19 protein-coding genes are annotated in these 22,839 nt (G+C 62.5%); 9 read left to right on the top strand and 10 right to left on the bottom strand.

Features of this window, described 5'->3' with window-relative positions; translation table 11 throughout:
* Nucleotides 1-47 precede the first annotated feature (47 nt).
* The 7 genes from HKK54_RS16025 to HKK54_RS15995 all read right to left on the bottom strand — a co-directional run bounded on the left by HKK54_RS16025 (nucleotide 48) and on the right by HKK54_RS15995 (nucleotide 9,066).
* A complete protein-coding gene (locus tag HKK54_RS16025) occupies nucleotides 48-1,058 on the bottom strand; it encodes a chemotaxis response regulator protein-glutamate methylesterase (RefSeq protein ID WP_169387206.1) in 1,011 nt (336 codons plus the stop codon).
* Nucleotides 1,055-3,352, bottom strand: a complete 2,298-nt coding sequence (locus HKK54_RS16020; protein WP_169387205.1) for a hybrid sensor histidine kinase/response regulator — start codon at nucleotides 3,350-3,352, stop codon at nucleotides 1,055-1,057. Before HKK54_RS16020 ends, HKK54_RS16025 begins: the two co-directional genes overlap by 4 nt.
* Entirely contained in the window at nucleotides 3,349-4,035 is a 687-nt protein-coding gene (locus HKK54_RS16015; protein ID WP_010176800.1) for a chemotaxis protein CheW, read from the bottom strand. Before HKK54_RS16015 ends, HKK54_RS16020 begins: the two co-directional genes overlap by 4 nt.
* Entirely contained in the window at nucleotides 4,032-5,294 is a 1,263-nt protein-coding gene (locus tag HKK54_RS16010) for a CheR family methyltransferase (RefSeq protein ID WP_169387204.1), read from the bottom strand. The genes HKK54_RS16015 and HKK54_RS16010 overlap by 4 nt, the downstream gene beginning before the upstream one ends.
* Nucleotides 5,294-5,806 carry a chemotaxis protein CheW gene (locus tag HKK54_RS16005; RefSeq protein WP_169387203.1) on the bottom strand — a complete coding sequence of 171 codons (513 nt, stop codon included), beginning with the start codon at nucleotides 5,804-5,806 and terminating at the stop codon, nucleotides 5,294-5,296. Before HKK54_RS16005 ends, HKK54_RS16010 begins: the two co-directional genes overlap by 1 nt.
* A complete protein-coding gene (locus tag HKK54_RS16000; protein WP_169387202.1) occupies nucleotides 5,806-7,428 on the bottom strand; it encodes a methyl-accepting chemotaxis protein in 1,623 nt (540 codons plus the stop codon). Before HKK54_RS16000 ends, HKK54_RS16005 begins: the two co-directional genes overlap by 1 nt.
* Before the next feature lie 924 nt (nucleotides 7,429-8,352).
* The gene (locus HKK54_RS15995) at nucleotides 8,353-9,066 is read right to left on the bottom strand and encodes a tellurite resistance TerB family protein (protein WP_010176804.1); all 714 of its coding nucleotides are present in this window, start codon (nucleotides 9,064-9,066) and stop codon (nucleotides 8,353-8,355) included.
* A gap of 168 nt (nucleotides 9,067-9,234) precedes the next feature.
* Here HKK54_RS15995 and HKK54_RS15990 point away from each other — a divergent pair, with 168 nt between their 5' ends.
* The 9 genes from HKK54_RS15990 (at nucleotide 9,235) to HKK54_RS15950 (ending at nucleotide 21,315) form a co-directional block, all read left to right on the top strand.
* Nucleotides 9,235-10,146: a LysR family transcriptional regulator gene (locus HKK54_RS15990; RefSeq protein WP_003209548.1), complete on the top strand. Its 912-nt coding sequence runs from the start codon at nucleotides 9,235-9,237 to the stop codon at nucleotides 10,144-10,146.
* Nucleotides 10,147-10,279: 133 nt separating this feature from the next.
* Nucleotides 10,280-11,737 (top strand): gamma-aminobutyraldehyde dehydrogenase, encoded by a 1,458-nt coding sequence (locus HKK54_RS15985; protein WP_178120984.1) that lies wholly within the window; start codon nucleotides 10,280-10,282, stop codon nucleotides 11,735-11,737.
* 72 nt (nucleotides 11,738-11,809) lie between these two features.
* Nucleotides 11,810-12,961 carry a putative ABC transporter substrate-binding protein YdcS gene (gene ydcS / locus HKK54_RS15980; protein WP_003209550.1) on the top strand — a complete coding sequence of 384 codons (1,152 nt, stop codon included), beginning with the start codon at nucleotides 11,810-11,812 and terminating at the stop codon, nucleotides 12,959-12,961.
* A gap of 179 nt (nucleotides 12,962-13,140) precedes the next feature.
* Complete coding sequence (locus HKK54_RS15975) at nucleotides 13,141-14,175, top strand: ABC transporter ATP-binding protein (protein WP_169387200.1); 1,035 nt, start codon at nucleotides 13,141-13,143, stop codon at nucleotides 14,173-14,175.
* 1 nt (nucleotide 14,176) lies between these two features.
* Complete coding sequence (locus HKK54_RS15970; protein ID WP_003209552.1) at nucleotides 14,177-15,106, top strand: ABC transporter permease; 930 nt, start codon at nucleotides 14,177-14,179, stop codon at nucleotides 15,104-15,106.
* Nucleotides 15,096-15,905 carry an ABC transporter permease gene (locus HKK54_RS15965; RefSeq protein ID WP_003209553.1) on the top strand — a complete coding sequence of 270 codons (810 nt, stop codon included), beginning with the start codon at nucleotides 15,096-15,098 and terminating at the stop codon, nucleotides 15,903-15,905. Before HKK54_RS15970 ends, HKK54_RS15965 begins: the two co-directional genes overlap by 11 nt.
* Nucleotides 15,906-15,926: 21 nt before the next feature.
* Nucleotides 15,927-17,351, top strand: coding sequence for a gamma-aminobutyraldehyde dehydrogenase (locus tag HKK54_RS15960; RefSeq protein ID WP_010176809.1), 1,425 nt, complete (start codon nucleotides 15,927-15,929; stop codon nucleotides 17,349-17,351).
* Nucleotides 17,352-17,442: 91 nt separating this feature from the next.
* On the top strand, nucleotides 17,443-19,305 hold the full coding sequence (locus HKK54_RS15955; protein WP_169387199.1) for an NAD(P)-binding protein: 1,863 nt from the start codon (nucleotides 17,443-17,445) through the stop codon (nucleotides 19,303-19,305).
* Between the two features lie 384 nt (nucleotides 19,306-19,689).
* Nucleotides 19,690-21,315, top strand: a complete 1,626-nt coding sequence (locus HKK54_RS15950; protein WP_010176811.1) for a glucan biosynthesis protein D — start codon at nucleotides 19,690-19,692, stop codon at nucleotides 21,313-21,315.
* A 45-nt stretch (nucleotides 21,316-21,360) separates the two neighbouring features.
* On the opposite strand, the gene HKK54_RS15945 is transcribed toward HKK54_RS15950, so the two are convergent.
* From HKK54_RS15945 to HKK54_RS15935, 3 genes are all read right to left on the bottom strand, one after another.
* Nucleotides 21,361-21,546, bottom strand: coding sequence for a hypothetical protein (locus HKK54_RS15945; protein WP_029616165.1), 186 nt, complete (start codon nucleotides 21,544-21,546; stop codon nucleotides 21,361-21,363).
* 201 nt (nucleotides 21,547-21,747) lie between these two features.
* Nucleotides 21,748-22,284, bottom strand: coding sequence for a GNAT family N-acetyltransferase (locus HKK54_RS15940; RefSeq protein WP_010176813.1), 537 nt, complete (start codon nucleotides 22,282-22,284; stop codon nucleotides 21,748-21,750).
* Entirely contained in the window at nucleotides 22,268-22,768 is a 501-nt protein-coding gene (locus tag HKK54_RS15935) for an AAA family ATPase (RefSeq protein WP_010176814.1), read from the bottom strand. The genes HKK54_RS15940 and HKK54_RS15935 overlap by 17 nt, the downstream gene beginning before the upstream one ends.
* Nucleotides 22,769-22,839 lie beyond the last annotated feature (71 nt).

The raw sequence follows: 22,839 nt of genomic DNA, 5'->3' as shown, positions 1-22,839 counted from the left end.
AGTCACCTGAATTACTACCTGCAGGCCAGGACAGCGTGTGATATCGGTCATTTTGCGAACACCTCCAGCAATCGTGGCGCAATTCTGTCCAATGGGCGAATTTCAACAGCCGCGTCGATCGCCGCTGCCGCTTTGGGCATGCCGTAAACAGCACAGCTTTGCTGGTCCTGCGCGATGGTCAGGTAGCCTTGCTGACGCATCATTTTAAGTCCCTGGGCGCCGTCACGGCCCATGCCGGTCAGCAGCACGCCGACGGCATCGCCGCTCCAGTAGCTGGCGACGCTCTCGAAAAACACGTCGATGGACGGCCGGTAAATCTCGTTCACGGGCTCGGCGGTGTAGGCCAGCGTCCCGTTCTTCAGCAAACGAATGTGATGGTTGGTGCCGGCCAGCAGCACTACGCCGCTTTGTGGCGGCTCGCCTTCCCGGGCCAGGCGCACCGGCAGGCCCGAGGCACTGCTCAGCCATTCGGCCATGCCGGCGGCGAATACCTGGTCCACATGCTGCACCAGCACAATGGCTGGCGAAAAGTCCCGGGGCAAGCCCTTGAGCAGGGATTCCAGGGCAGCCGGACCACCGGCAGACGAACCGATGGCCACCAGACTCTGGCGCTTGCCCATGGTCCGCTGGGGCGCAGGCTCGGCCCGCACCCGATTGCCACGCTGGCCGATCAGCCAGCCGATATTAAGGATCTTGCGCAGCAGCGGCGCCGCAGCGTCCTTGGGATTGCCCACGCCCAGCGCAGGCGTGTCGACCACGTCCAGGGCGCCGTGGCCCATGGCTTCGAACACGCGGCTGACGTTGGCCTGGCGGTCGACCGTTACAATCAGAATGGCGCAAGGGCTCTCGGCCATGATCTGCCGGGTGGCTTCCACGCCGTCCATCACCGGCATGATCAGGTCCATCAGAATCAGGTCGGGCGTCAGTTCGGCGCAACGTTGCACGGCCTCGAGCCCGTTGCTGGCGACCCACACCACTTCATGGGCCGGCTCAAGGCTCAACGCCCGGCGCAAGGCCTCCACGGCCATGGGCATGTCATTGACGATCGCAATCCTCATGCCCGGGCTCCTCCGATCAGTTCCACCACCGCATCCAACAGCGCGTCGTCATGGAAGCTGGCCTTGGCCAGATAATAGTCGGCGCCGGCGTCCAGACCGCGGCGACGGTCTTCTTCACGATCCTTGTAGGAAACAACCATCACCGGCAGCGATTGCAGGCGAGTATCTCGGCGCAAGAGTGTGACCAATTCAATACCGTCCATACGAGGCATATCAATGTCAGTGATCAACAGGTCGAAGTCTTCGGAGCGCAGCGCGTTCCAGCCATCCATGCCATCGACCGCCACGGCCACTTCATAACCGCGATTAAGTAACAATTTGCGTTGCAGCTCGCGCACGGTCAGTGAGTCATCCACCACCAGAATACGCTTGCGCGGAGCTTCCAGGGTTTGCTGGGTGCGCCGGGCAATGCGCTCCAGACGACCGGTATTCAGCAGTTTGTCCACCGAACGCAACATGTCTTCAACATCGACAATCAGCACCACCGAGCCGTCATCCAGCAACGCCCCGGCAGAGATGTCCTGGACCTTGCCCAGCCGGTCATCCAGGGGCAGCACCACCAGCGTGCGCTCGCCGATAAACCGCTCCACGGCAATTCCATAGACCGCGTCGCGCTCGCGGATCACCACGACCTTGAGGGTTTCCTGGTTGCCCTGCCCGGGCGGGCGCTGCAGCAACTGGCTGGCGGCCACCAGCCCGACGTGCCGGCCTTCGTGCCAGAAATGCTGGCGGCCTTCCAGTTGCACGATGTCGTCGGGTTCCAGGTCGCACATGCGCTCGATGTGGGCCAGCGGGAAGGCGTAGGCCTCCTCGCCCACTTCCACCACCAGGCTGCGCACCACCGACAGGGTCAATGGCACTTCCAGGTGGAAGCGGCTGCCCTGCCCCGCCGTCTGCTCCAGCACCACGGCGCCGCGCAACTGGCGCACCATATGCTGCACCGCGTCCAGCCCCACACCGCGCCCGGAGACCTCGGTGACCTTGTCCCGCAGGCTGAAACCCGGCAGGAACAGGAACGTCAGCAGTTCCTCTTCGCTCAGGCGCAGGGCGGTTTCCAGCGGTGACAAATGCCGGTCGACGATGGTGCCGCGCAGGCGCTCAAGGTCGACACCGTTGCCGTCGTCGCTCAATTCCAGCACCAGCAACCCGGCCTGGTGCGACGCCCGCAGACGGATCAAACCTTCAGCCGGTTTGCCCGCCAACAGGCGCTGTTCGGGCATTTCGATGCCGTGGTCGACGGCGTTGCGTAATAAATGGGTCAGCGGCGCTTCGAGCTTTTCCAGCACGTCGCGGTCGACCTGGGTTTTCTCGCCTTCAATTTCCAGGCGTACCTGTTTACCCAGGCTGCGGCCCAGGTCGCGGACCATCCGCACCTGGCCGGCCAACACGTCGGCAAATGGCCGCATGCGGCACGCCAGCGCGGTGTCGTACAAGACTTGTGCACGCTGCCCGGCCTGCCAGCCGAACTCATCGATCTCGGCGGTTTTTTCCGCGAGCAGCGCCTGGGCTTCGCTCAGCAGGCGGCGGGTGTCGGCCAGGGCTTCCTGGGCTTCCAGGCTCAAGTCGACGGTTTTGAGGTGGCCGTCGAGGTTTTCCAGGGCTCGGGCACTGTTGCTCTGGATGCGCTTGAGGCGCTGCAAACTGGCGAGGTAAGGCTTGAGCCGCTGGGTTTCCACCAGGGATTTGCTGGACAGGTCCAACAGGCTGTTCAAGCGTTCGGCGGTCACCCGCAACACCCGCTCGCCGCCTTCGGTCATGCGCTTGTTCTGGCGTGGCAGCTCGGCACTGACGGCTGGCGCGGGTTCAGGCTCCGGCGGCAAGGTCTGCAGCGCTTCCATCGACAGTTCAGGTTCTGGCGCGGGTGTTGGCGGTGGCATTGGTGCAGCGGGCGGCGCGACTTTTTGCGACGGGTCGAGCAAACGTTCCATCAGCGCCACGTAGGCTTCGATGTCCGCCGGGCCCACGGTGTTGCCCGGCGTGGCGATGCGCATCAGCAAATCGGTGCCTTGCAGCAACGCGTCGATATGTTCCGGCAGCAGGTACAACCGGCTTTCCTGGGCGCTGACCAGGCAATCTTCCATCACGTGGGCGACGCTGACACCGGCGTCCACCCCGACAATGCGTGCCGCGCCTTTCAGGGAATGGGCGGCGCGCATGCAGGCTTCGAGCTGGTCGGCCTGGGTCGGGTTGCGCTCCAGGGCCAGCAGGCCGGCGCTGAGCACTTGGGTCTGGGCGTCGGCTTCCAGGCTGAACAGTTCCAGCAGCGAGGCGTCGCGCATCTGGTCGGGGGTCATGTGAGGCTCCGGGTCACGGCAGACAACAATTGCGCCTCGTCCAGCCAGCGCAGGCTGCGGCCTTTCCATTGCAACACGCCCTGGGTGTAGCGGGCGCTGGCCTGGGTGCCGGAGGCGGATGCCGCGCTCAAGGTACGTTCATCAATGGCATGGATACCGTCCACTTCGTCCACCGGCACCACCACCGGGCCGTCCTGCGCCGCGATGATCAGCATGCGCGGCATGATTCTTCCGCCACTTGGGCCGTTGCTGGTGCCGTCCAGCCCGAGCAATTCCACCAGAGACAGGCACGCCACCAGGGCGCCGCGCACGTTGGCCACGCCCAGCAAGGCGCGGGAACGCTGGTGCGGCAAGGAATGGATCGGTTGCAGCGGCGCCACTTCCACCAGGCAACGGGTGGCGATGCCCAGCCACTCCTCACCGAGGCGGAACATCAGCAGTGAACGGGTGACGACATCGCCCTCGACGTCCGGCGTCGCCACCGGCCGGTGATCGTCCTGCTGCAAGGCATAGCGGTCGAGCAGGCGCGTGGCGGCGGCGGAATACACCGAACAGTTGCGACAGTGGATGTGTTCGGCCAGCAGCGGGCAGGATTTGTCACCGTGAATACCGATGCGATTCCAGCAGTCGTCGATGGCCTGGTTGTCGGCCAGGGTCAGGTTCAGCGCGGGATCCAGGGTCATGATTTACGCTCACTGTCAGCTCGCTCGCTGCGCGCGGCACGGGCCTGCAACCGGCGGGCACCGGCGACATCGCCCTGGGACTCAAGCAACGCGGCCAGGTGCATCAAGGCCTGCGGGTGCTGGGGTTCCAGGTACAAGGCTTTTCGATAATAACCCTGGGCTTCCAGGGCGCTGCCGGCCACATCGCTGAGCAGACCCAGCCAATAAAACACCTGAGCCGCCGGCGGGTGGCTCTGCAAATAGCGCTCGCAGGCCGCACGGGCTTCCAGGCTTTTGCCTTCATTGGCCAGGGTCGCGATCTGACTGAGCAGATCGGCGGCGTCCGACTGTGCGGGCGGGGGTTTGATCGGCAGTACCTGAGCGCTGACCGTGCTGAATGGCCGTGGCCTGGTCGGAATCGGCGCGGCGCTGCGCTGGGGGATCGGCGCGGGCATCGGCACAAATACCGGCTCAGGCGCAGGTGACGGGTGGCGACTGAAGGCAAAGGACTGCGGCACACCAATCGAACGCATGCCCAGGCGCCCGAGCAGGCTGCCTTCGGCGGGGCCGATAAACAGCACACCGTCGACGTGGGTCAGGCCCTTGAGCACTTCAAACACCTGCCTCTGCGTCGGCTGGTCGAAGTAGATCAGCAGGTTGCGGCAGAACACAAAATCGTAGGTGGGCTCGTTGGCCAGCAGCCTGGGGTCCAGCAGATTGCCCACTTGCAGGCGCACTTGTTCGCGCACCCGCTCGGCAATCAGGTAACCGTCGCTTTGCTCGCTGAAGTAGCGGTCACGGAACTCGATGTCCTGGCCGCGAAACGAATTCTTGCCATACACCCCACGCCGGGCGCGCTCCACCGACAGCGGGCTGACGTCCATGCCCTGCACCTTGAACTGATGCGGCGCCAGGCCGGCGTCGAGCAAGGCCATCGCAATCGAATAGGGTTCTTCGCCGGTGGAGCACGGCAGGCTGAGGATCCGCAGGGCACGCATCTGCTTGATGTCGGCCAGGCGTGCCAGGGCCAGCCGGCCCAGGGTGGCGAAGGATTCGGGATAACGAAAAAACCAGGTTTCGGGGACGATCACCGCTTCGATCAGCGCTTGCTGCTCGTCGGTGCAGGCCAGTAGCTGCTGCCAGTATTCGTCTGCCGTCTGCGCATGGAGCGCCAGGCTGCGCTGGCGTACGGCGCGCTCGATGATCGCTTCGCCCACCGAGGCAACGTCCAGGCCGATGCGTTCTTTAAGAAAGTCGAAGAAGCGTTGATCACTGCTCATCAGCCCTCCTCGCCCGCGGCAAACAGCAGCGCCTGCACGTCGGCGGTCAACAGGTCGGCCACGCCGATCCACTGCATCAAGCCGCGCTCGTCTTCGCGCACCGGGCCCAGGTACGGAGCCTGGCGGTTGTCCAGGCCATAAGGCTGAAACTCTGCCGGATCGCACCGCAGGGTGTCGGTAGCCTGTTCAAGGATCAGCCCCAGCCAGCGTGCGGGGATGAGCGCATCCGGCTGGTAATTGACCAGCACCAGGCGCGTGCTGGTGCGGGCCTGGGCCGGTGTGCCGAAGGTCAAGGCACTGAGGTCGATGACCGGCACCATCGCCCCGCGATGGGCAAAGATCCCGGCCACCCAGACAGGCGCATGGGCGATGGGCTTGAGCGGCAGGCGCGGCAGCACCTCGGCCACCTCCGTGGCCTTGAGGGCATACCGTTCGTTGCCGATGTGAAACACCAGGAACAGCGCTTTTTTCACTGCCACAACGGCACCGCGTTTAGCCGCGAGGTCGCTCATCAGACTTTGAAACGCGACACGCCACTGCGCAGGCCGACCGCGACCTGGCTCAGCTCATCGATGGCAAAGCTGGCCTGGCGCAACGACTCCACGGTCTGGCTGCTGGCGTCGCCCAACTGCACCAGCGCATGGTTGATCTGCTCGGCACCGGTCGCCTGGGCCTGCATGCCCTCGTTGACCATCAACACCCGCGGCGCCAGCGCCTGCACCTGGTGGATGATCTGCGACAACTGCTCGCCCACCTGCTGCACCTCAAACATGCCACGGCGCACTTCTTCAGAGAACTTGTCCATGCCCATCACCCCCGCCGACACCGCCGACTGGATCTCGCGCACCATCTGCTCGATGTCGTAAGTGGCCACGGCGGTCTGGTCGGCCAGGCGCCGCACTTCGGTGGCCACCACGGCAAACCCGCGGCCGTACTCACCGGCCTTCTCGGCCTCGATGGCGGCGTTGAGGGACAGCAGGTTGGTCTGGTCGGCCACCTTGACGATGGTGACCACCACCTGGTTGATGTTGCCGGCCTTCTCATTGAGGATCGCCAGCTTGGCGTTGACCAGGTCAGCCGCGCCCATCACCGAGTGCATGGTTTCTTCCATACGGGCCAGGCCTTGCTGGCCGGAACCGGCGGCGACCGACGCCTGGTCGGCAGCGGTGGAGACTTCGGTCATGGTGCGGACCAGGTCCTTGGACGTGGCCGCGATCTCCCGCGAAGTGGCGCCGATCTCGGTGGTTGTCGCCGCCGTTTCAGTGGCGGTGGCCTGTTGTTGCTTTGACGTGGCGGCAATCTCGGTGACCGAGGTGGTGACCTGTACCGAAGACCGCTGGGCCTGGGACACCAGGGCAGTGAGCTCGGTCATCATGTCGTTGAAGCCGGTTTCCACCGCGCCGAATTCGTCTTTGCGTTCCAGGTTCAGGCGTTTGCTCAGGTCACCGGTGCGCATGGTTTCGAGGATGTCGACGATGCGTTTCATCGGCGCCATGATCGCGCGCATCAGCAGCAGGCCGCAGAGGCCGGCGGCCAGGATCGCGAGGATCAGCGAGACGCCCATGCTGATTTTTGCGGCGGACACCGCGTCGTCGATGGCGTTGGTGGCGCGGTCGGCGACGTCTTTGTTTTCGGTGATGATGTCATTGAGCTTCATGCGGCCTGCGGTCCAGGTCGGGGTGAGCTCGGCGTCGAACTGCTTGCGGGCGGCGACCACGTCACGGTTCTGCAGGCGGTCGAGGACGCCGGACAAGGCCTTGTTGTAGGCCTGGTGCAGGGCTTCGAATTTATCGAACTCGGCCTGATCGTCGCCGCCGTTGATGGTCGCTTTGTAATTGGCCATCTGGGTCAGGATGCGGGCTTCGAACGACTTGAATTCGGCCTTGTCGTCGTCGGTCAGGCCCTTGTCTTCGCGCAGGCCAATGATGTCGAGGGTTTGCAGGTAGCTGTCGACCCAGGCGCTGCGGATCATCGAGCTGAGGTACACCCCGGGGACTGCGTCGTCACGGACGGATTCTTCGCTGAGTTCGATCTTCAGCAGGCGTGAATACGAGACCACTACCATCAGCAGCATGATCGCGATGATGACCGCAAAGCTCGCCAAAATCCGTTGGCGCAAGGTCCAGTTCTTCACAGTAATTCCTCGAGGGCCATTCAAATGGAGGGGAGTATAGCTGAGCGGGTGGCATCATTAATCAACGGGTTGTGGGATCTGGGTCACGCCGTGGGGGATTTTTTTTTGGGGGGGGGGACATATCCGTTGCTGCGGTCAGGGCGGCTATTGGTTCCGCTCTTACAGCGGCTCACTTTTGAACAGCGCAAAAGTAAGCAAAACGCTCTTGCCCCACCACTCGGCACCTCGCCTAGGCTCGGTGTGCCCTCACTCCGGCTTTGGACCGTGGGCCGCCGCGATGGGCCATCCTTGGCCCAGCGCGGCTAACCCGGCGTCCTGCCGGGTTACCCACGCTCCAAAGCCTGCGTTCGGCCAGCGTGGTTTAACGGGGCGCCTAAGATCAAGATCAAAAGCAGATCAAGAGCACAGCGGCCTACAGGCCGGCTTGAGTGGTAGAAGCAAATCAAAAGCTAAAGCGGGCATGGCCCACTGTAGGAGCTGGCTTGCCTGCGATGGCCTCGCCTCGGTGCATCTGAAAAACCGAGGTGTCTGCATCGCAGGCAAGCCAGCTCCCACAGAAAAGCAGAGCTGCATCAGTTTCAGATCTGGCTTTTGCTTTGGCTTCTACCACTCAAGCCGGCCTGTAGGCCGCTGTGCTCTTGCTTTTGATTTTGATCTGGCTCTGACTGCCCCAATAAGCCCGAGGCCGAACGCAGGTGGTGCGGAGCGGGTAAACCGGCAGGACGCCGGTTTAGCCGCGCTGGGCCAAGGATGGCCCATCGCGGCGGCCCGCGGAGCAGCGCCGGAGTGAGGGAACACCGAGCCTGAGCGAGGTGCCGACAGGCGGGGCAGAGCGTTTTGGTTACTTTGCCGCTTTTGCAAAGTGACCCGCTGTAAGAGCGGAACCCTAAGTAGCCGTTACCAAAAAAACGGATATGTACACAATCAACCAGCCACCACCTGCCGCACCTGTTTCTCAAGCTCAGCCTTCAACCCCGGCTCCAACTTAAGCTGCCGCGCCAACTCATCGAGATAAGACTTCTCCATGAAGTTCTCCTCATCCACCAACATCACACTGGCGATATACATCTCAGCCGCCATCTCCGGCGTACTGGCCGCGCGGGCAACATCTGCCGGATCCAGAGGCTTGTTCAGCTCGGCATGCAGCCATTGCTGCAACTCGCGGTCGTTGTCCAGCTTCACAAACTCCCCTTCGATCAACTCACGCTCGCGTTCATCCACATGCCCATCCGCCTTGGCCGCCGCCACCAGCGCCTTGAGAATCGCCTGGCTATGCAGCTCAACCTGAGCGGCCGGCAAGCGATCAATAGTCTGCGGCTCACCCCGGGGCGCACTGGCCTGCTGCGCCTGCCAATTGCCATAGGCCTTGTAGGCAATCACGCCCAACGCAGCCAACCCGCCGTAGGTCAGCGCCTTGCCACCAAACTGGCGAGCTTTCTTGTTCCCCAACAAAAGCCCCATAGCGCCGGCTGCCAGGGCACCCCCACCCGCACCACCGAGCAAACTGCCCAGCCCGCCGCTGCCGAGCAAGCCACCGAGGGCACCTTTGTCCTCACCTTTACGCTGCCCGCCAGCCTTGTTCTGCAGCATGTCCTGGCCGGATTTGAGCAGTTGATCAAGCAATCCACGGGTATTCATTCACAGCCTCCAGAAACTCAGGGTCACAGGACCAATAGGCCCCCAGCGTAAAACTAAGTGCCAAAAACCCCCGATCTAGAGTGCTTCCAGATGTAACGCGCTTACCCCTCAATTAAAACGATATACACTCGAACAAATCTATAAAAACACCCCACTGGTAATTCCAGCATGATGACCTTGCGTCAGATCCGTCACTTCATCGCCGTGGCCGAGACCGGCTCGATCTCCGCCGCCGCCCAGACCGCCTTCATCTCCCAGTCCACCCTGACCCTGGCAATCCAGCAACTGGAACAGGAAATCGGCGTCAATCTGTTCAACCGCCACGCCAAGGGCATGACCCTGACTCACCAGGGCCATCAGTTCCTGCGCCAGGCCCACCTGATCCTCGCCACCGTCGACAACGCCAAACGCAGCCTGCAACAGAGCACCGACCAGGTGGCCGGGCAACTGATCATCGGCGTAACCAGCCTGGTGGCCGGCTATTACCTGGCGGATTTGCTCACCCGCTTCCAGCGCGCCTACCCCAATGTGGAAATCCGCGTGATGGAAGACGAGCGCCCCTACATCGAGCACTTGCTGGTCAGCGGTGAAATCGACGTCGGCGTGTTGATCCTCTCCAACCTCGAAGACCGCCACGCCCTGCAAACCGAAGTGCTGACCCACTCACCCCACCGCCTGTGGCTGCCGGCCCAGCACCCGCTGCTGGAACACGACAGCATCAACCTCGCCGACGTGGCGCGCGAGCCGCTGATTCAGTTGAACGTCGATGAAATGGGCCACAACGCCCAGCGCATGTGGACCGGCGCCGGGCTACAACCCCGGGTCACGCTGCGTACCGCGTCGACGGAAGCCGTGCGAAGCCTGGTCGCCGCCGGCCTGGGCGTGTCGATTCAGCCAGACATGACCTACCGCCCCTGGTCCCTGGAAGGCGACATCATCGAGGCCCGGCCGATTGCCGACCTCAGCCAAACCCTCGACGTGGGCCTGGCCTGGCGCCGGGGCACGGCGCGCCCGGCGCTGGTGGACCCGTTCCTGACGGTAGCCCGCGAACAGCCGCACCCGCGCAAGCCATCTATTTAATCGAATGCTGCTTTCAGTATTTAGTATTTGTTGACCTCGCGCCTGACCTCTAGTCTCTGCTCATCCCCTAAGAGAAGGTCAGGCGCCTCGCACGAGAACAGCCATGACCACACAAGAAAAGAGATCGCGAAAAATGTCTGGCGCGCCCACACCGCTGCTCACTGCGTTGCTGATCGACGGCGAACTGGTCCCGGGCCAGGGGTTTGTCGAGCCGATCATCAACCCGGCCACCGGTGAAATCCTCACCCACATCGCCGAAGCCAGCACCGAGCAGGTTGAAGCTGCGATTCTCGCCGCCCACCGCGCCTTTGCCGGCTGGTCGCGGACCACGCCCCAGCAGCGTTCGAACATTCTCCTGGGCATCGCCGATGCCATCGAAAAACAAGCCGACTACCTCGCGCGCCTGGAATCGCTGAACTGCGGCAAGCCGTTGCACCTCGCGCGCCAGGATGACTTGAGCGCCACCGTCGATGTGTTCCGCTTCTTCGCCGGCGCCGTGCGCTGCCAGACCGGGCAACTGAGCGGCGAATACCTGCCGGGCTACACCAGCATGGTGCGCCGCGATCCGATTGGCGTGGTCGCCTCGATCGCGCCATGGAATTACCCGCTGATGATGGCCGCCTGGAAAATCGCCCCGGCCCTGGCCGCCGGTAATACCCTGGTGTTCAAGCCGTCGGAACATACGCCGCTGTCGATCCTGGCCCTGGCGCCCGCACTGAGCCAACTGTTGCCGCGCGGGGTGATCAACATTCTGTGTGGCGGTGGCGAAGGCGTCGGCAGCCATTTGGTCAGCCACCCGAAAGTACGCATGGTGTCGTTGACCGGCGATATCGTCACCGGGCAGAAAATCCTCCAGGCCGCGTCCAAGACGCTTAAGCGCACTCACCTTGAATTGGGCGGCAAAGCCCCGGTGATCGTGTGCAACGACGCCGACCTGCAAGCGGTGGTCGAAGGCGTGCGCGCCTACGGTTATTACAACGCCGGCCAGGACTGCACCGCGGCGTGCCGCATCTACGCCCAGGCCGGCATCCACGACAAATTGGTGGCCGACCTCGGCGCCGCCGTCAGCAGCCTGCGGTTTGCCGGCAAGCGCGATGCCGACAACGAACTCGGCCCGCTGATCAGCACCCGCCAGCGCGACCGCGTGGCCAGTTTTGTCGAGCGCGCCCTCGGCCAGCCGCATATCGAACGCATCACCGGTGCCGCCGTGCACTCCGGCGCCGGGTTCTTCTACCAGCCAACGTTGCTGGCCGGTTGTAAACAGAATGATGAAATCGTGCAGCGCGAAGTGTTCGGCCCGGTGGTCACCGTGACCCGCTTCGACGAGCTGGAACAGGCCGTGGACTGGGCCAACGACTCGGAATACGGCCTGGCCTCCTCCGTCTGGACCCAGAACCTGGACAAGGCGATGCAAGTGGCGTCGCGCCTGCAATACGGCTGCACCTGGATCAACAGCCATTTCATGCTGGTCAGCGAAATGCCCCACGGCGGCTTGAAGCGCTCGGGGTATGGGAAAGATCTGTCCAGCGATTCGCTACAGGACTACAGCGTGGTGCGACACATCATGGCGCGCCACGGCCAGCATCTTTAAAACAACAACTACGCTCATGCACCACCTGCTGCAAAAACTGCCCCGACCATAATTAAAGAAGAGGGAACCCCCATGTCTGCGCACAAGACCGCACTGCTCAGTGCCCTGACCACCGCGCTGCTGGCCAGTGTCAGCATCCAGGCCGCCGAACCGCTCAAGGCGGTGGGTGCCGGTGAAGGCCAACTGGATATCGTCGCCTGGCCCGGCTATATCGAACGTGGCGAAAGCGACAAGAACTACGACTGGGTCACCGGCTTCGAGAAAGAGACCGGCTGCAAGGTCAACGTCAAGACCGCCGCCACCTCCGACGAGATGGTGAGCTTGATGGCCAAGGGCGGCTACGACCTGGTCACCGCGTCAGGCGATGCCTCCTTGCGGCTGATCGTCGGCAAGCGTGTGCAGCCGATCAACACGTCGCTGATTCCCAACTGGAAGAACATCGACCCGCGCCTCAAGGATGCGCCGTGGTACGTGGTCGGCCAGCAGACGTACGGCACGCCGTACCAGTGGGGCCCGAACGTGTTGATGTACAACACCAACGTGTTCAAGACCGCGCCTACCAGCTGGAACGTGGTGTTCGATGCGCAGAACCTGCCGGACGGCAAGCCGAACAAAGGCCGTGTGCAGGCGTATGACGGCCCGATCTACATCGCCGACGCGGCGCTGTACCTCAAGGCCACCAAGCCGGAACTGGGCATCCAGAGCCCGTACGAGCTGACCGAAACCCAGTACAAGGCCGTGCTCGACCTGTTGCGCGCCCAGCAACCGTTGATCCACCGCTACTGGCACGACACCACCGTGCAAATGAGTGACTTCAAGAACGAAGGCGTGGTGGCCTCCAGCGCCTGGCCGTATCAGGTCAACGGCCTGGTGAACGAGAAGCAGCCGATTGCCTCGACCATTCCAAAGGAAGGCGCCACCGGCTGGGCGGATACCACCATGCTGCACACCGATGCCAAGCACCCGAACTGTGCCTACAAATGGATGGATTGGTCGCTGCAGCCGAAGGTCCAGGGTGATGTGGCCTCGTGGTTCGGTTCGCTGCCGGCGGTGCCTGCTGCGTGCAAGGAAAGCGAACTGCTGGGCGCAGAGGGTTGCAAGACCAACGGCTTCGACCAGTTCGAGAAGATCGCCTTCTGGAAAACCCCGCAGGCTGAAGGCGGCAAGTTCGTGCCGTACAGCCGCTGGACCCAGGATTACATCGCGATCATGGGCGGCCGCTGACACCGCCTTCCTGCAGGAGCCGGCTTGCCGGCGATGAGGCCCTTGAGTTCTTTGCAGTATTCAAGGCCGCCATCGCCGGCAAGCCGGCTCCTACAAGGGTTCTCACCGCTATTGATAGATTTTTCAGAAGTCCAGGCCGGGCCGCTGCGACGACCCGTACCTTTTTGGAGCACCGCACCATGACGCTTGCAGTCCAATTCACCCACGTTTCCCGTCAGTTCGGCGAAGTGAAAGCCGTTGACCGGGTTTCCATCGATATCCAGGACGGCGAGTTCTTTTCCATGCTCGGCCCTTCCGGCTCGGGCAAAACCACGTGCCTGCGCCTGATCGCCGGTTTCGAACAACCGAGTGCCGGCTCCATCCGTATTCACGGCGAAGAAGCCGCCGGCCTGCCACCGTATCAGCGCGACGTGAACACCGTGTTCCAGGACTACGCCCTGTTCCCCCACATGAACGTGCGGGACAACGTGGCCTACGGCCTGAAAGTCAAAGGCGTGGCCAAGACCGAACGCCTCAACCGCGCCGAAGAAGCCCTGGGCATGGTTGCCCTCGGCGGCTACGGCGACCGCAAGCCGGTGCAACTCTCCGGCGGCCAGCGTCAACGCGTGGCCCTGGCTCGCGCACTGGTCAATCGCCCTCGTGTGCTGCTGCTCGATGAGCCCTTGGGCGCCCTCGACCTGAAGCTGCGCGAACAGATGCAAAGCGAGCTGAAGAAGCTGCAACGCCAGCTCGGCATCACCTTCATTTTCGTGACCCACGACCAGACCGAAGCGCTGTCGATGTCCGACCGCGTGGCCGTGTTCAACAAGGGCCGCATCGAACAGGTCGACACCCCGCGCAACCTGTACATGAAGCCCGCCACCACGTTCGTCGCAGAATTCGTCGGCACCTCCAACGTGATTCGCGGCGAACTGGCGCAACGCTTGAGCGGCAGCCCGCAGCCATTCTCGATCCGCCCGGAACATGTGCGTTTCGCCGAAGGCCCGCTGGGCAGCGGTGAAGTGGAAGTCAGCGGCTTGCTGCACGATATCCAGTACCAGGGCAGCGCCACCCGCTATGAACTGAAACTGGAAAACGGCCAGGCCCTGAACATCAGCCAGGCCAACAACCAATGGCTGGACACCACCGCCGGGCATCAGGTCGGCCAGTCCATCACCGCGCGCTGGGCGCGGGAAGCCATGACGCCGTTGACCGACATCGCAGGCGAGGTGTGACATGAGCCTGGCCCTGTCCCAACCCCCAATGCGCAGGTTTTCCAACCTGCTGTACAAGAAGCCCAACCTGTACCTGTCGCTGCTGCTGGTGCCGCCGCTGATCTGGTTCGGCGCAATCTACCTGGGTTCGTTGCTGACCCTGCTGTGGCAAGGGTTCTATACCTTTGACGACTTCACCATGGCGGTCACGCCGGACCTGACCCTGGCCAACTTCGCCGCACTGTTCCAGCCGTCGAACTTCGACATCATCGTGCGCACCTTGAGCATGGCGGTCGTGGTGTCCATTGCCAGCGCCATCGTCGCGTTCCCCATCGCCTACTACATGGCGCGCTACACCACGGGCAAGACCAAGGCGTTTTTCTACATCGCCGTGATGATGCCGATGTGGGCCAGCTACATCGTCAAGGCCTACGCCTGGACCTTGCTGCTGGCCAAGGGCGGCGTAGCGCAGTGGTTCGTGCAGCACCTGGGCCTGGAGCCGGCGTTGCAATTCATCATGGGCATTCCCGGCGTGGGCGGCAGCACCTTGAGCACCTCGCATTTGGGGCGGTTCATGGTGTTTGTGTACATCTGGCTGCCGTTCATGATTTTGCCGATCCAGGCCTCGCTGGAACGTTTGCCGCCGTCGTTGCTGCAAGCCTCGGCAGACCTCGGCGCCAAGCCACGCCAGACCTTCATGCAAGTGATTCTGCCGCTGTCGGTGCCGGGGATTGCAGCAGGTTCGATCTTCACGTTCTCGCTGACCCTGGGCGACTTCATCGTGCCGCAACTGGTGGGCCCGCCGGGTTACTTCGTGGGCGGCATGGTGTACGCGCAACAAGGCGCCATCGGCAACATGCCCATGGCCGCAGCGTTCACCCTGGTGCCGATCGTGCTGATCGCGGTTTACCTGTCCATCGTCAAACGTCTGGGGGCCTTCGATGCACTCTGAAAAAGCCTCACTGAGCTTAAAAATCGCGGCCTGGGGTGGGTTGGTTTTCCTGCACTTCCCGATCCTGATCATCTTCCTCTACGCCTTCAACACCGAAGAGGCGGCGTTCAGCTTTCCACCCCAGGGCTTCACCCTGAAGTGGTTCAGCGTGGCCTTCTCGCGGCCGGACGTGCTGGAAGCGATCAAGCTGTCGCTGCAAATCGCGGCCATCGCCACGCTGATTGCGATGGTGCTCGGCACCCTGGCCTCGGCAGCGTTGTATCGCCGGGAGTTCTTCGGCAAGCAGGGCATCTCGCTGATGCTGATCCTGCCGATTGCGCTGCCGGGGATCATCACCGGTATCGCGTTGCTGGCGACCTTCAAGACGTTGGGCATCGAGCCAGGGATGTTCACCATCATCGTCGGCCACGCGACCTTCTGCGTGGTGATCGTCTACAACAACGTGATCGCCCGTTTGCGCCGCACTTCCCACAGCCTGATCGAAGCCTCGATGGACCTCGGAGCCGACGGCTGGCAGACCTTCCGCTACATCATCATGCCCAACCTCGGCTCGGCGTTGCTGGCCGGCGGCATGCTGGCGTTTGCGCTGTCGTTCGACGAAATCATCGTCACCACCTTCACCGCCGGCCACGAGCGCACCTTGCCGCTGTGGCTGCTCAACCAGTTGAGCCGGCCACGGGATGTGCCGGTGACCAACGTGGTGGCGATGCTGGTGATGATCGTGACGATGTTCCCGATTCTGGGTGCCTATTACCTGACCCGCGGCGGCGAAAGCGTGGCCGGTAGTGGCGGTAAATAATTGTTTGAAGAGGACACGAACATGCAAACCAAACTGCTGATCAACGGCCAACTGGTCGAAGGCGAAGGCCCGGCGCAGCCGGTGTTCAACCCGGCACTGGGCCGGGTACTGGTAGAGATCAAGGAAGCCAGCGAAGCCCAGGTCGACGCCGCCGTGCGCGCCGCCGACAGCGCGTTTGAAGGCTGGTCCCAGACCCCGCCCAAAGACCGCTCGCTGCTGCTGCTCAAACTCGCCGACGCCATCGAAGCCCACGGGGAAGAGCTGGCCAAGCTGGAGTCGGACAACTGCGGCAAGCCCTACAGCGCCGCGCTGAACGACGAGATCCCGGCGGTGGCCGACGTGTTCCGCTTCTTCGCCGGTGCCAGCCGCTGCATGAGCGGCTCGGCCGGCGGTGAATACCTGCCGGGCCACACCTCGATGATCCGCCGCGACCCGGTGGGCGTGATTGCTTCCATCGCGCCGTGGAACTACCCGCTGATGATGGTCGCCTGGAAAATCGCCCCGGCGCTGGCCGCCGGTAATACCGTGGTGCTCAAGCCGTCGGAACAAACCCCGCTGACCGCCTTGCGTTTGGTGGAGCTGGCCGCTGAAATTTTCCCGGCTGGTGTGCTCAACCTGGTGTTTGGCCGTGGGCCGTCCGTGGGCAGCCCGCTGGTGAATCACCCGAAAGTGCGCATGGTCTCGCTGACGGGTTCGATTGCCACCGGCGCCAATATCATTTCCAGCACCGCCGACAGCGTCAAACGCATGCACATGGAACTGGGCGGCAAGGCACCGGTGATCATCTTCAACGACGCCGATATCGACGCGGCCGTGGAAGGCATTCGCACCTTCGGCTTCTACAACGCGGGCCAGGACTGCACGGCGGCGTGCCGGATTTATGCACAGGCCGATATCTACGACGCGTTCGTCGAGAAGCTCGGCGCGGCGGTCGCCAGCATCAAATACGGTTTGCAGGATGACCCTGCCACCGAGTTGGGCCCGCTGATTACCGCGCAGCATCGCGACCGTGTGGCCGGGTTTGTGGAGCGTGCCGTGGCGCAATCCCACATCCGCCTGATCACCGGCGGCAAGGCCGTGGAAGGCAACGGGTTCTTCTTTGAGCCGACGGTGTTGGCCGACGCGCAGCAGGACGACGAGATCGTGCGCCGCGAGGTGTTCGGGCCAGTGGTGTCGGTGACCAAGTTTAATGACGAAGCCCAGGTATTGGGCTGGGCCAATGATTCGGACTACGGCCTGGCGTCGTCGGTATGGACCGCCGATGTCGGCCGCGCCCACCGCCTGGCGGCGCGTTTGCAGTACGGCTGCACCTGGGTGAATACCCACTTCATGCTGGTCAGCGAAATGCCTCATGGCGGTCAGAAACTGTCCGGCTATGGCAAGGACATGTCCATGTATGGCCTGGAGGACTACACCACCGTTCGCCATGTGATGTTCAAGCACTGACCCATAACCCCTGTCGAAGCGAGCTCCCTCGCCACAACGGCCCGCTCCCACAGGGGATCTCCTCATAACAATAAATAATTCGCAGGTTCCCATGGACATCACCCGCCGCGACTTCCTCAACGGCGTCGCCATCACTATTGCCGCCGGCATGACGCCGTTGCAAATCCTCCAGGCCGCTCCCGATGGCCGTTACTACCCGCCCGCCCTCACCGGCTTGCGTGGCAGCCATGTCGGCTCGTTTGAAATCGCCCACCAGATGGGCTGGGAAAAGAAGGTGTTCGACACCGACAAATTGCCGATCACCGAGGACTATGACCTGGTGGTGGTCGGCGGTGGCCTGAGCGGTTTGTCGGCGGCGTGGTTCTACCGTGAGAAGCACCCGAAGGCGAAGATCCTGATCCTGGAAAACCACGACGACTTCGGCGGCCACGCCAAGCGCAACGAATTCCAGGCCGGTGGCCGGATGATCATCGGCTACGGCGGCAGCGAAGCGTTCCAGTCGCCGAATCATCTTTACAGCAAAGAAGTAAACGGACTGTTGAAGAAACTCGGGGTGAACATCAAGCGCTTCGAGACCGCGTTTGACCGTCAGTTCTACCCGGGCCTTGGCCTGTCACGCGGGGTGTTCTTCGACAAGGAAAACTTCGGCGAAGACAAACTGGTCACCGGCGACCCGACGCCGATGGTCGCCGACGACATCGCCCCGGACCAATTGCATGCGCGCTCCATCAGCGACTTCATCAATGACTTCCCGCTGCCGCACGCTGATCGCGAGGCTTTGATTGCCCTGCATGTCGCCCCCAGGGATTACTTGCCGGGCAAGACCGCCGAGGAAAAGGCCGACTACCTGGCCGCCACGAGCTACCGCGATTTCCTGCTCAAGGACGTGGGATTGTCGGAAGGCGCGGTGAAGTACTTCCAGAGCCGCACCAACGACTTCATGGCCTTGAGCATCGACGCCGTGGCTTCGGCCGATGCCTACAGCGTGGGTTTCCCGGGCTTCGCCGGAATGAACCTCGCGCCCATCAGCGAAGAAGCCGCGGCAGAAATGGAAGAGCCCTACATCTACCACTTCCCCGACGGCAACGCCTCGCTGGCGCGGCTGCTGGTGCGCAGCCTGATTCCGGCCGTGGCGCCCGGGCACACCATGGAAGACATCGTGCTGGCGCCGTTTGACTACGCCAAACTCGATCAACCCAAGACGCCGGTGCGGGTGCGCTTGAACAGCACGGCGGTGAGTGTGCGTAACGTCGGTGACGGCGTGCACATCGGCTACAGCCGTGGTGGCCAACTCGCACAGGTGCGTGGCAAGCGCTGCATCCTGGCGTGCTACAACATGATGATCCCGTACCTGCTGCGGGACCTGCCGGAGCAGCAGGCCCAGGCCTTGAGCCAGAACGTGAAGTACCCGCTGGTGTACACCAAAGTCGTGGTGCGCAACTGGACATCATTCCAGAAGCTGGGGGTGCATGAGATCTACGCGGCGACCCAGCCCTACAGCCGGATCAAGCTGGATTACCCGGTGAGCATGGGCGGTTACGAGCACCCGCGTGACCCGACGCAGCCGATTGGCCTGCACATGGTGTACGTGCCCACCAGCCCCAACAGCGGCATGAACGGCCGCGACCAGGCCCGCGCCGGGCGGGGCAAGTTGTATGGGCAGACGTTTGAACAACTGGAAGCGCAACTGCGGGATCAGCTGCAACGCATGCTCGGCCCGGGCGGCTTCAACCACCAGACCGACATTCTGGCGATCACTGTAAACCGTTGGTCACACGGCTATGCGACCTTCTCCAACAGCTTGTTTGACGATGCCGATGAAAGCGAAAAACTGAAGGACCTGGCGCGCAAACCGCTGGGGCATGTGAGCATCGCCAACTCGGACGCGGCGTGGAGTGCATATGCCCATGCGGCGATTGATGAGGCGTATCGGGCGGTAGGTGAAGTGGGTTGACCCCTGCTCTTCAAGCAGAAGGGCTTTTGTGGCGAGGGGGCTTGTCCCCCGTTGGGCTGCGTAGCAGCCCCAAAAGCTGACTTGAATTCCTGCCTGGAAAGGGCGGTGGCCTTAATGGGGCCGCTGCGCAGCCCAACGGGGGACAAGCCCCCTCGCCACAGAAAATCCCATCTTCACAGACACCAGCGTTGTATGGAAACGTCTTGTTTCATATGCAACGCCATCAACCCGCCATCAATCATTTTTCCTTCCGCACCGAACCGCTTAAGCTATTTGGCATCTGTTTAATGTCCGTTGCGTTTGGCCGAAGGCATGTCCGAACCGTTTTTCTTGATCCAGCACGTGCCAGGAACGGCGCGGGATTGTTCACGACAGGTTGTATTTATGCACCGCAGGAATTTGCTCAAAGCGTCCATGGCCATTGCGGCTTACACCGGTCTGTCGGCCAGTGGCCTGCTGGCCGCTCAAGCCTGGGCGGGCAATCGCGCCGCCGATGGCGAGGCCCAGGCCTTCGATTTCGAGGCGCTGAAGATCCAGGCCAAGCAACTGGCCAGCAATCGCTACCAGGACACCAAGCAGGTATTGCCGCCGACCCTGGCGACCATGACCCCGCAGAATTTCAATGCCATCGGCTACGACGGCAAGCATTCCCTGTGGAAGGAGCTGAACGGCCAGTTGGACGTGCAATTCTTCCACGTCGGCATGGGTTTCAAGACGCCGGTGCGCATGTACAGCGTCGATCCGAAAACCCGCCAGGCCCGCGAAGTGCACTTCCGCCCTTCGCTGTTCAACTATGAAAAAACCACGGTGGACACCAAACAGCTGACCGGCGACCTGGGTTTCTCCGGTTTCAAGCTGTTCAAGGCCCCGGAACTGGACCGCCATGACGTGCTGTCCTTCCTCGGCGCCAGCTACTTCCGGGCGGTGGATTCCACTGGCCAGTACGGCCTTTCCGCACGCGGCCTGGCCATCGACACCTACGCGAAAAAGCGCGAGGAGTTCCCGGACTTCACCAAGTTCTGGTTCGAAACCCCGGACAAGGACAGCACCCGCTTCGTGGTCTACGCCCTGCTGGACTCGCCGAGCGCCACCGGTGCCTACCGCTTCGACATCGACTGCCAGGCCAACCAGGTGGTGATGGCGATCGACGCCCATATCAATGCGCGTACCGCCATCGAACAGCTGGGCATTGCACCGATGACCAGCATGTTCAGCTGCGGCACCCATGAACGGCGGATGTGCGACACCATCCACCCGCAAATCCACGACTCGGACCGCCTGGCCATGTGGCGCGGCAATGGCGAGTGGATCTGCCGCCCGCTGAACAACCCGGCCACCCTGCAATTCAACGCCTTTGCCGACACCGACCCGAAAGGCTTCGGCCTGGTGCAGACCGACCATGAGTTCGCCAGCTACCAGGACACGGTCGACTGGTACAGCAAGCGCCCAAGCCTGTGGGTAGAACCTACAACTGCGTGGGGCGAAGGCTCGATCGACCTGCTGGAAATTCCTACAACCGGCGAGACCCTGGACAACATCGTGGCCTTCTGGACCCCGAAAAAGCCCGTGGCGGCCGGCGAGTCCCTGAACTACGGCTACAAGCTCTACTGGAGCGCCCTGCCGCCGGTCAGCACGCCGCTGGCGCAGGTTAACGCTACCCGTTCGGGCATGGGCGGCTTCACCGAAGGCTGGGCACCGGGCGAGCATTACCCGCAGGTGTGGGCGCGACGCTTTGCCGTGGACTTCAACGGTGGTGGGCTGGATCGTTTGCCTGAAGGCACCGGGATCGAACCGGTGGTGACCTGCTCCCACGGTGAGGTCAAGGACTTCAGCGTATTGGTGCTGGATGCCATCAAGGGTTATCGGATCCTGTTTGATTGGTACCCGACCAGCGACAGTGTGGAGCCGGTTGAGCTGCGACTGTTCATCCGCACCCAGGACCGTACCTTGAGTGAAACCTGGCTGTACCAGTACTTCCCACCTGCGCCAGACAAGCGCAAGTACACCTGATACCGAACGTTCCCACGCGTGCGTGGGAACGCCCCTTCGGCGCTTTCAGAACCGCGAAATACTCTTCATCGCCCCGATCAAGTACCGCATCGCCACCTGATCACTCTCGGTGAGGGCGCGGTACTGTTCCAGCAATTGCTCCTCGTCCGAACTCAAGCGTTTGCCACGCAACGACATCCTGCGGGCCAGAAAAGACGACACAACACCCGCAACACCACAAGACTTGGCCATGGACTGTCTCCTCGTATCAATCGACTGCTCCTGATTGCCCATCACCTCATCCCCCGACACGCAATGCCTGCGAGGATCAACCGACTGACTTCCTGGGCCAGAGATCAGACTTACCGTAAGGGTAGAAACTATCTTGCCGGGCGTGAGACTTTTTAGAGTAATCACTTGAAAAAAACGCTTACGGGGCAATGACCTACAGCGCTATCCCACAAGCGGACGATACAAATGGATGTCGTGCGGTTCCTGTTGATACAGCTCGGGGTCCGGCTGTTTGAGCAGGCGGCAACCGTGCCTGAGATAGAACTCCACCGTGTTACGTGACTCCGTGGCCGATACATATAACGCCTCGGCGCCGGCTGCGCGGGCGTGCCCACAAGCCAGGGCAAACAGCTGGCCACCGAGGCCCAGGCCACGGGCGCCGTGGCTCACATGCAGGAATTTGAGCTGGCGCATCTGCAGGCCCTGAGTGTGGATAACCCGGTTGTCCACCACCACGGCGGCCAGCAGCCTTTCACCGTCGAACACCCCGTGCAGCCAACCACCGCGCTTGAGGCATGCATGCAGGGCCACGGCGTCCTGCTCGGCCTCGCCCTCGGGCCAGCCGCGCATGTCGTGGAATTCGGGGTACAGCAGCAACTCGCCGTGTTCCACCCGATAGCACGCCTCGACCCGTTCGGTGCGGTCAATCAGCGCCAGCAGCGGCAGGTCCTTTTCGGCGAGATCACGCTTGATCAACATGCTGTGTTTCCGATGGCTGATAGTGAACAAGATTGAAGCCTTCAGCAGGCGTTGGCGCTTCGAAATAGCCCGTGATCAGGTCGAACTGGGCGTCGCTGGTTTCGAACGCGTGGGTGCCGGCGGCGTTACGCGCACGCAGGCGTGCCTTGCAGACCTCGTCCGGCACGTCCAGGTAATGCAATTGGTGGTCAGCGCCCGCGCCCTCGAACAACGAACGCATCCAGCGGCGACTGGCCAAGGTGTTGGCGGGAAAATCCAGCACCACCGAGATACCGGCCTTGAGCAACGAAATGATATGCGCCGTCAACGCATCGCGCAGCTGGCCGGTGCAGCGTACATAGTCGCCAAGGGCGTTGATCTGCCCGGGATAAAGGCGCGACAGCCACTCATCTTCGCTGATCAATACCGCCTGGGGGGCCTGCGACAACTGCTGGGTCAGGGTCGACTTGCCGGACGCGATTTTGCCGCAGATCAGGTGCAACATGGGTTTCTCCGGTGTTGAAGCCAATAAAAAACCCGCCGGTTCAAGGGCGGGTTTTCATGTTTACCACGATT

This window comes from Pseudomonas sp. ADAK13, from assembly GCF_012935715.1.
Lineage (GTDB): Bacteria > Pseudomonadota > Gammaproteobacteria > Pseudomonadales > Pseudomonadaceae > Aquipseudomonas.
The sequence above is the reverse complement of the archived record's forward strand: the minus strand, read 5'-3'. Positions and strand labels throughout refer to the sequence as shown.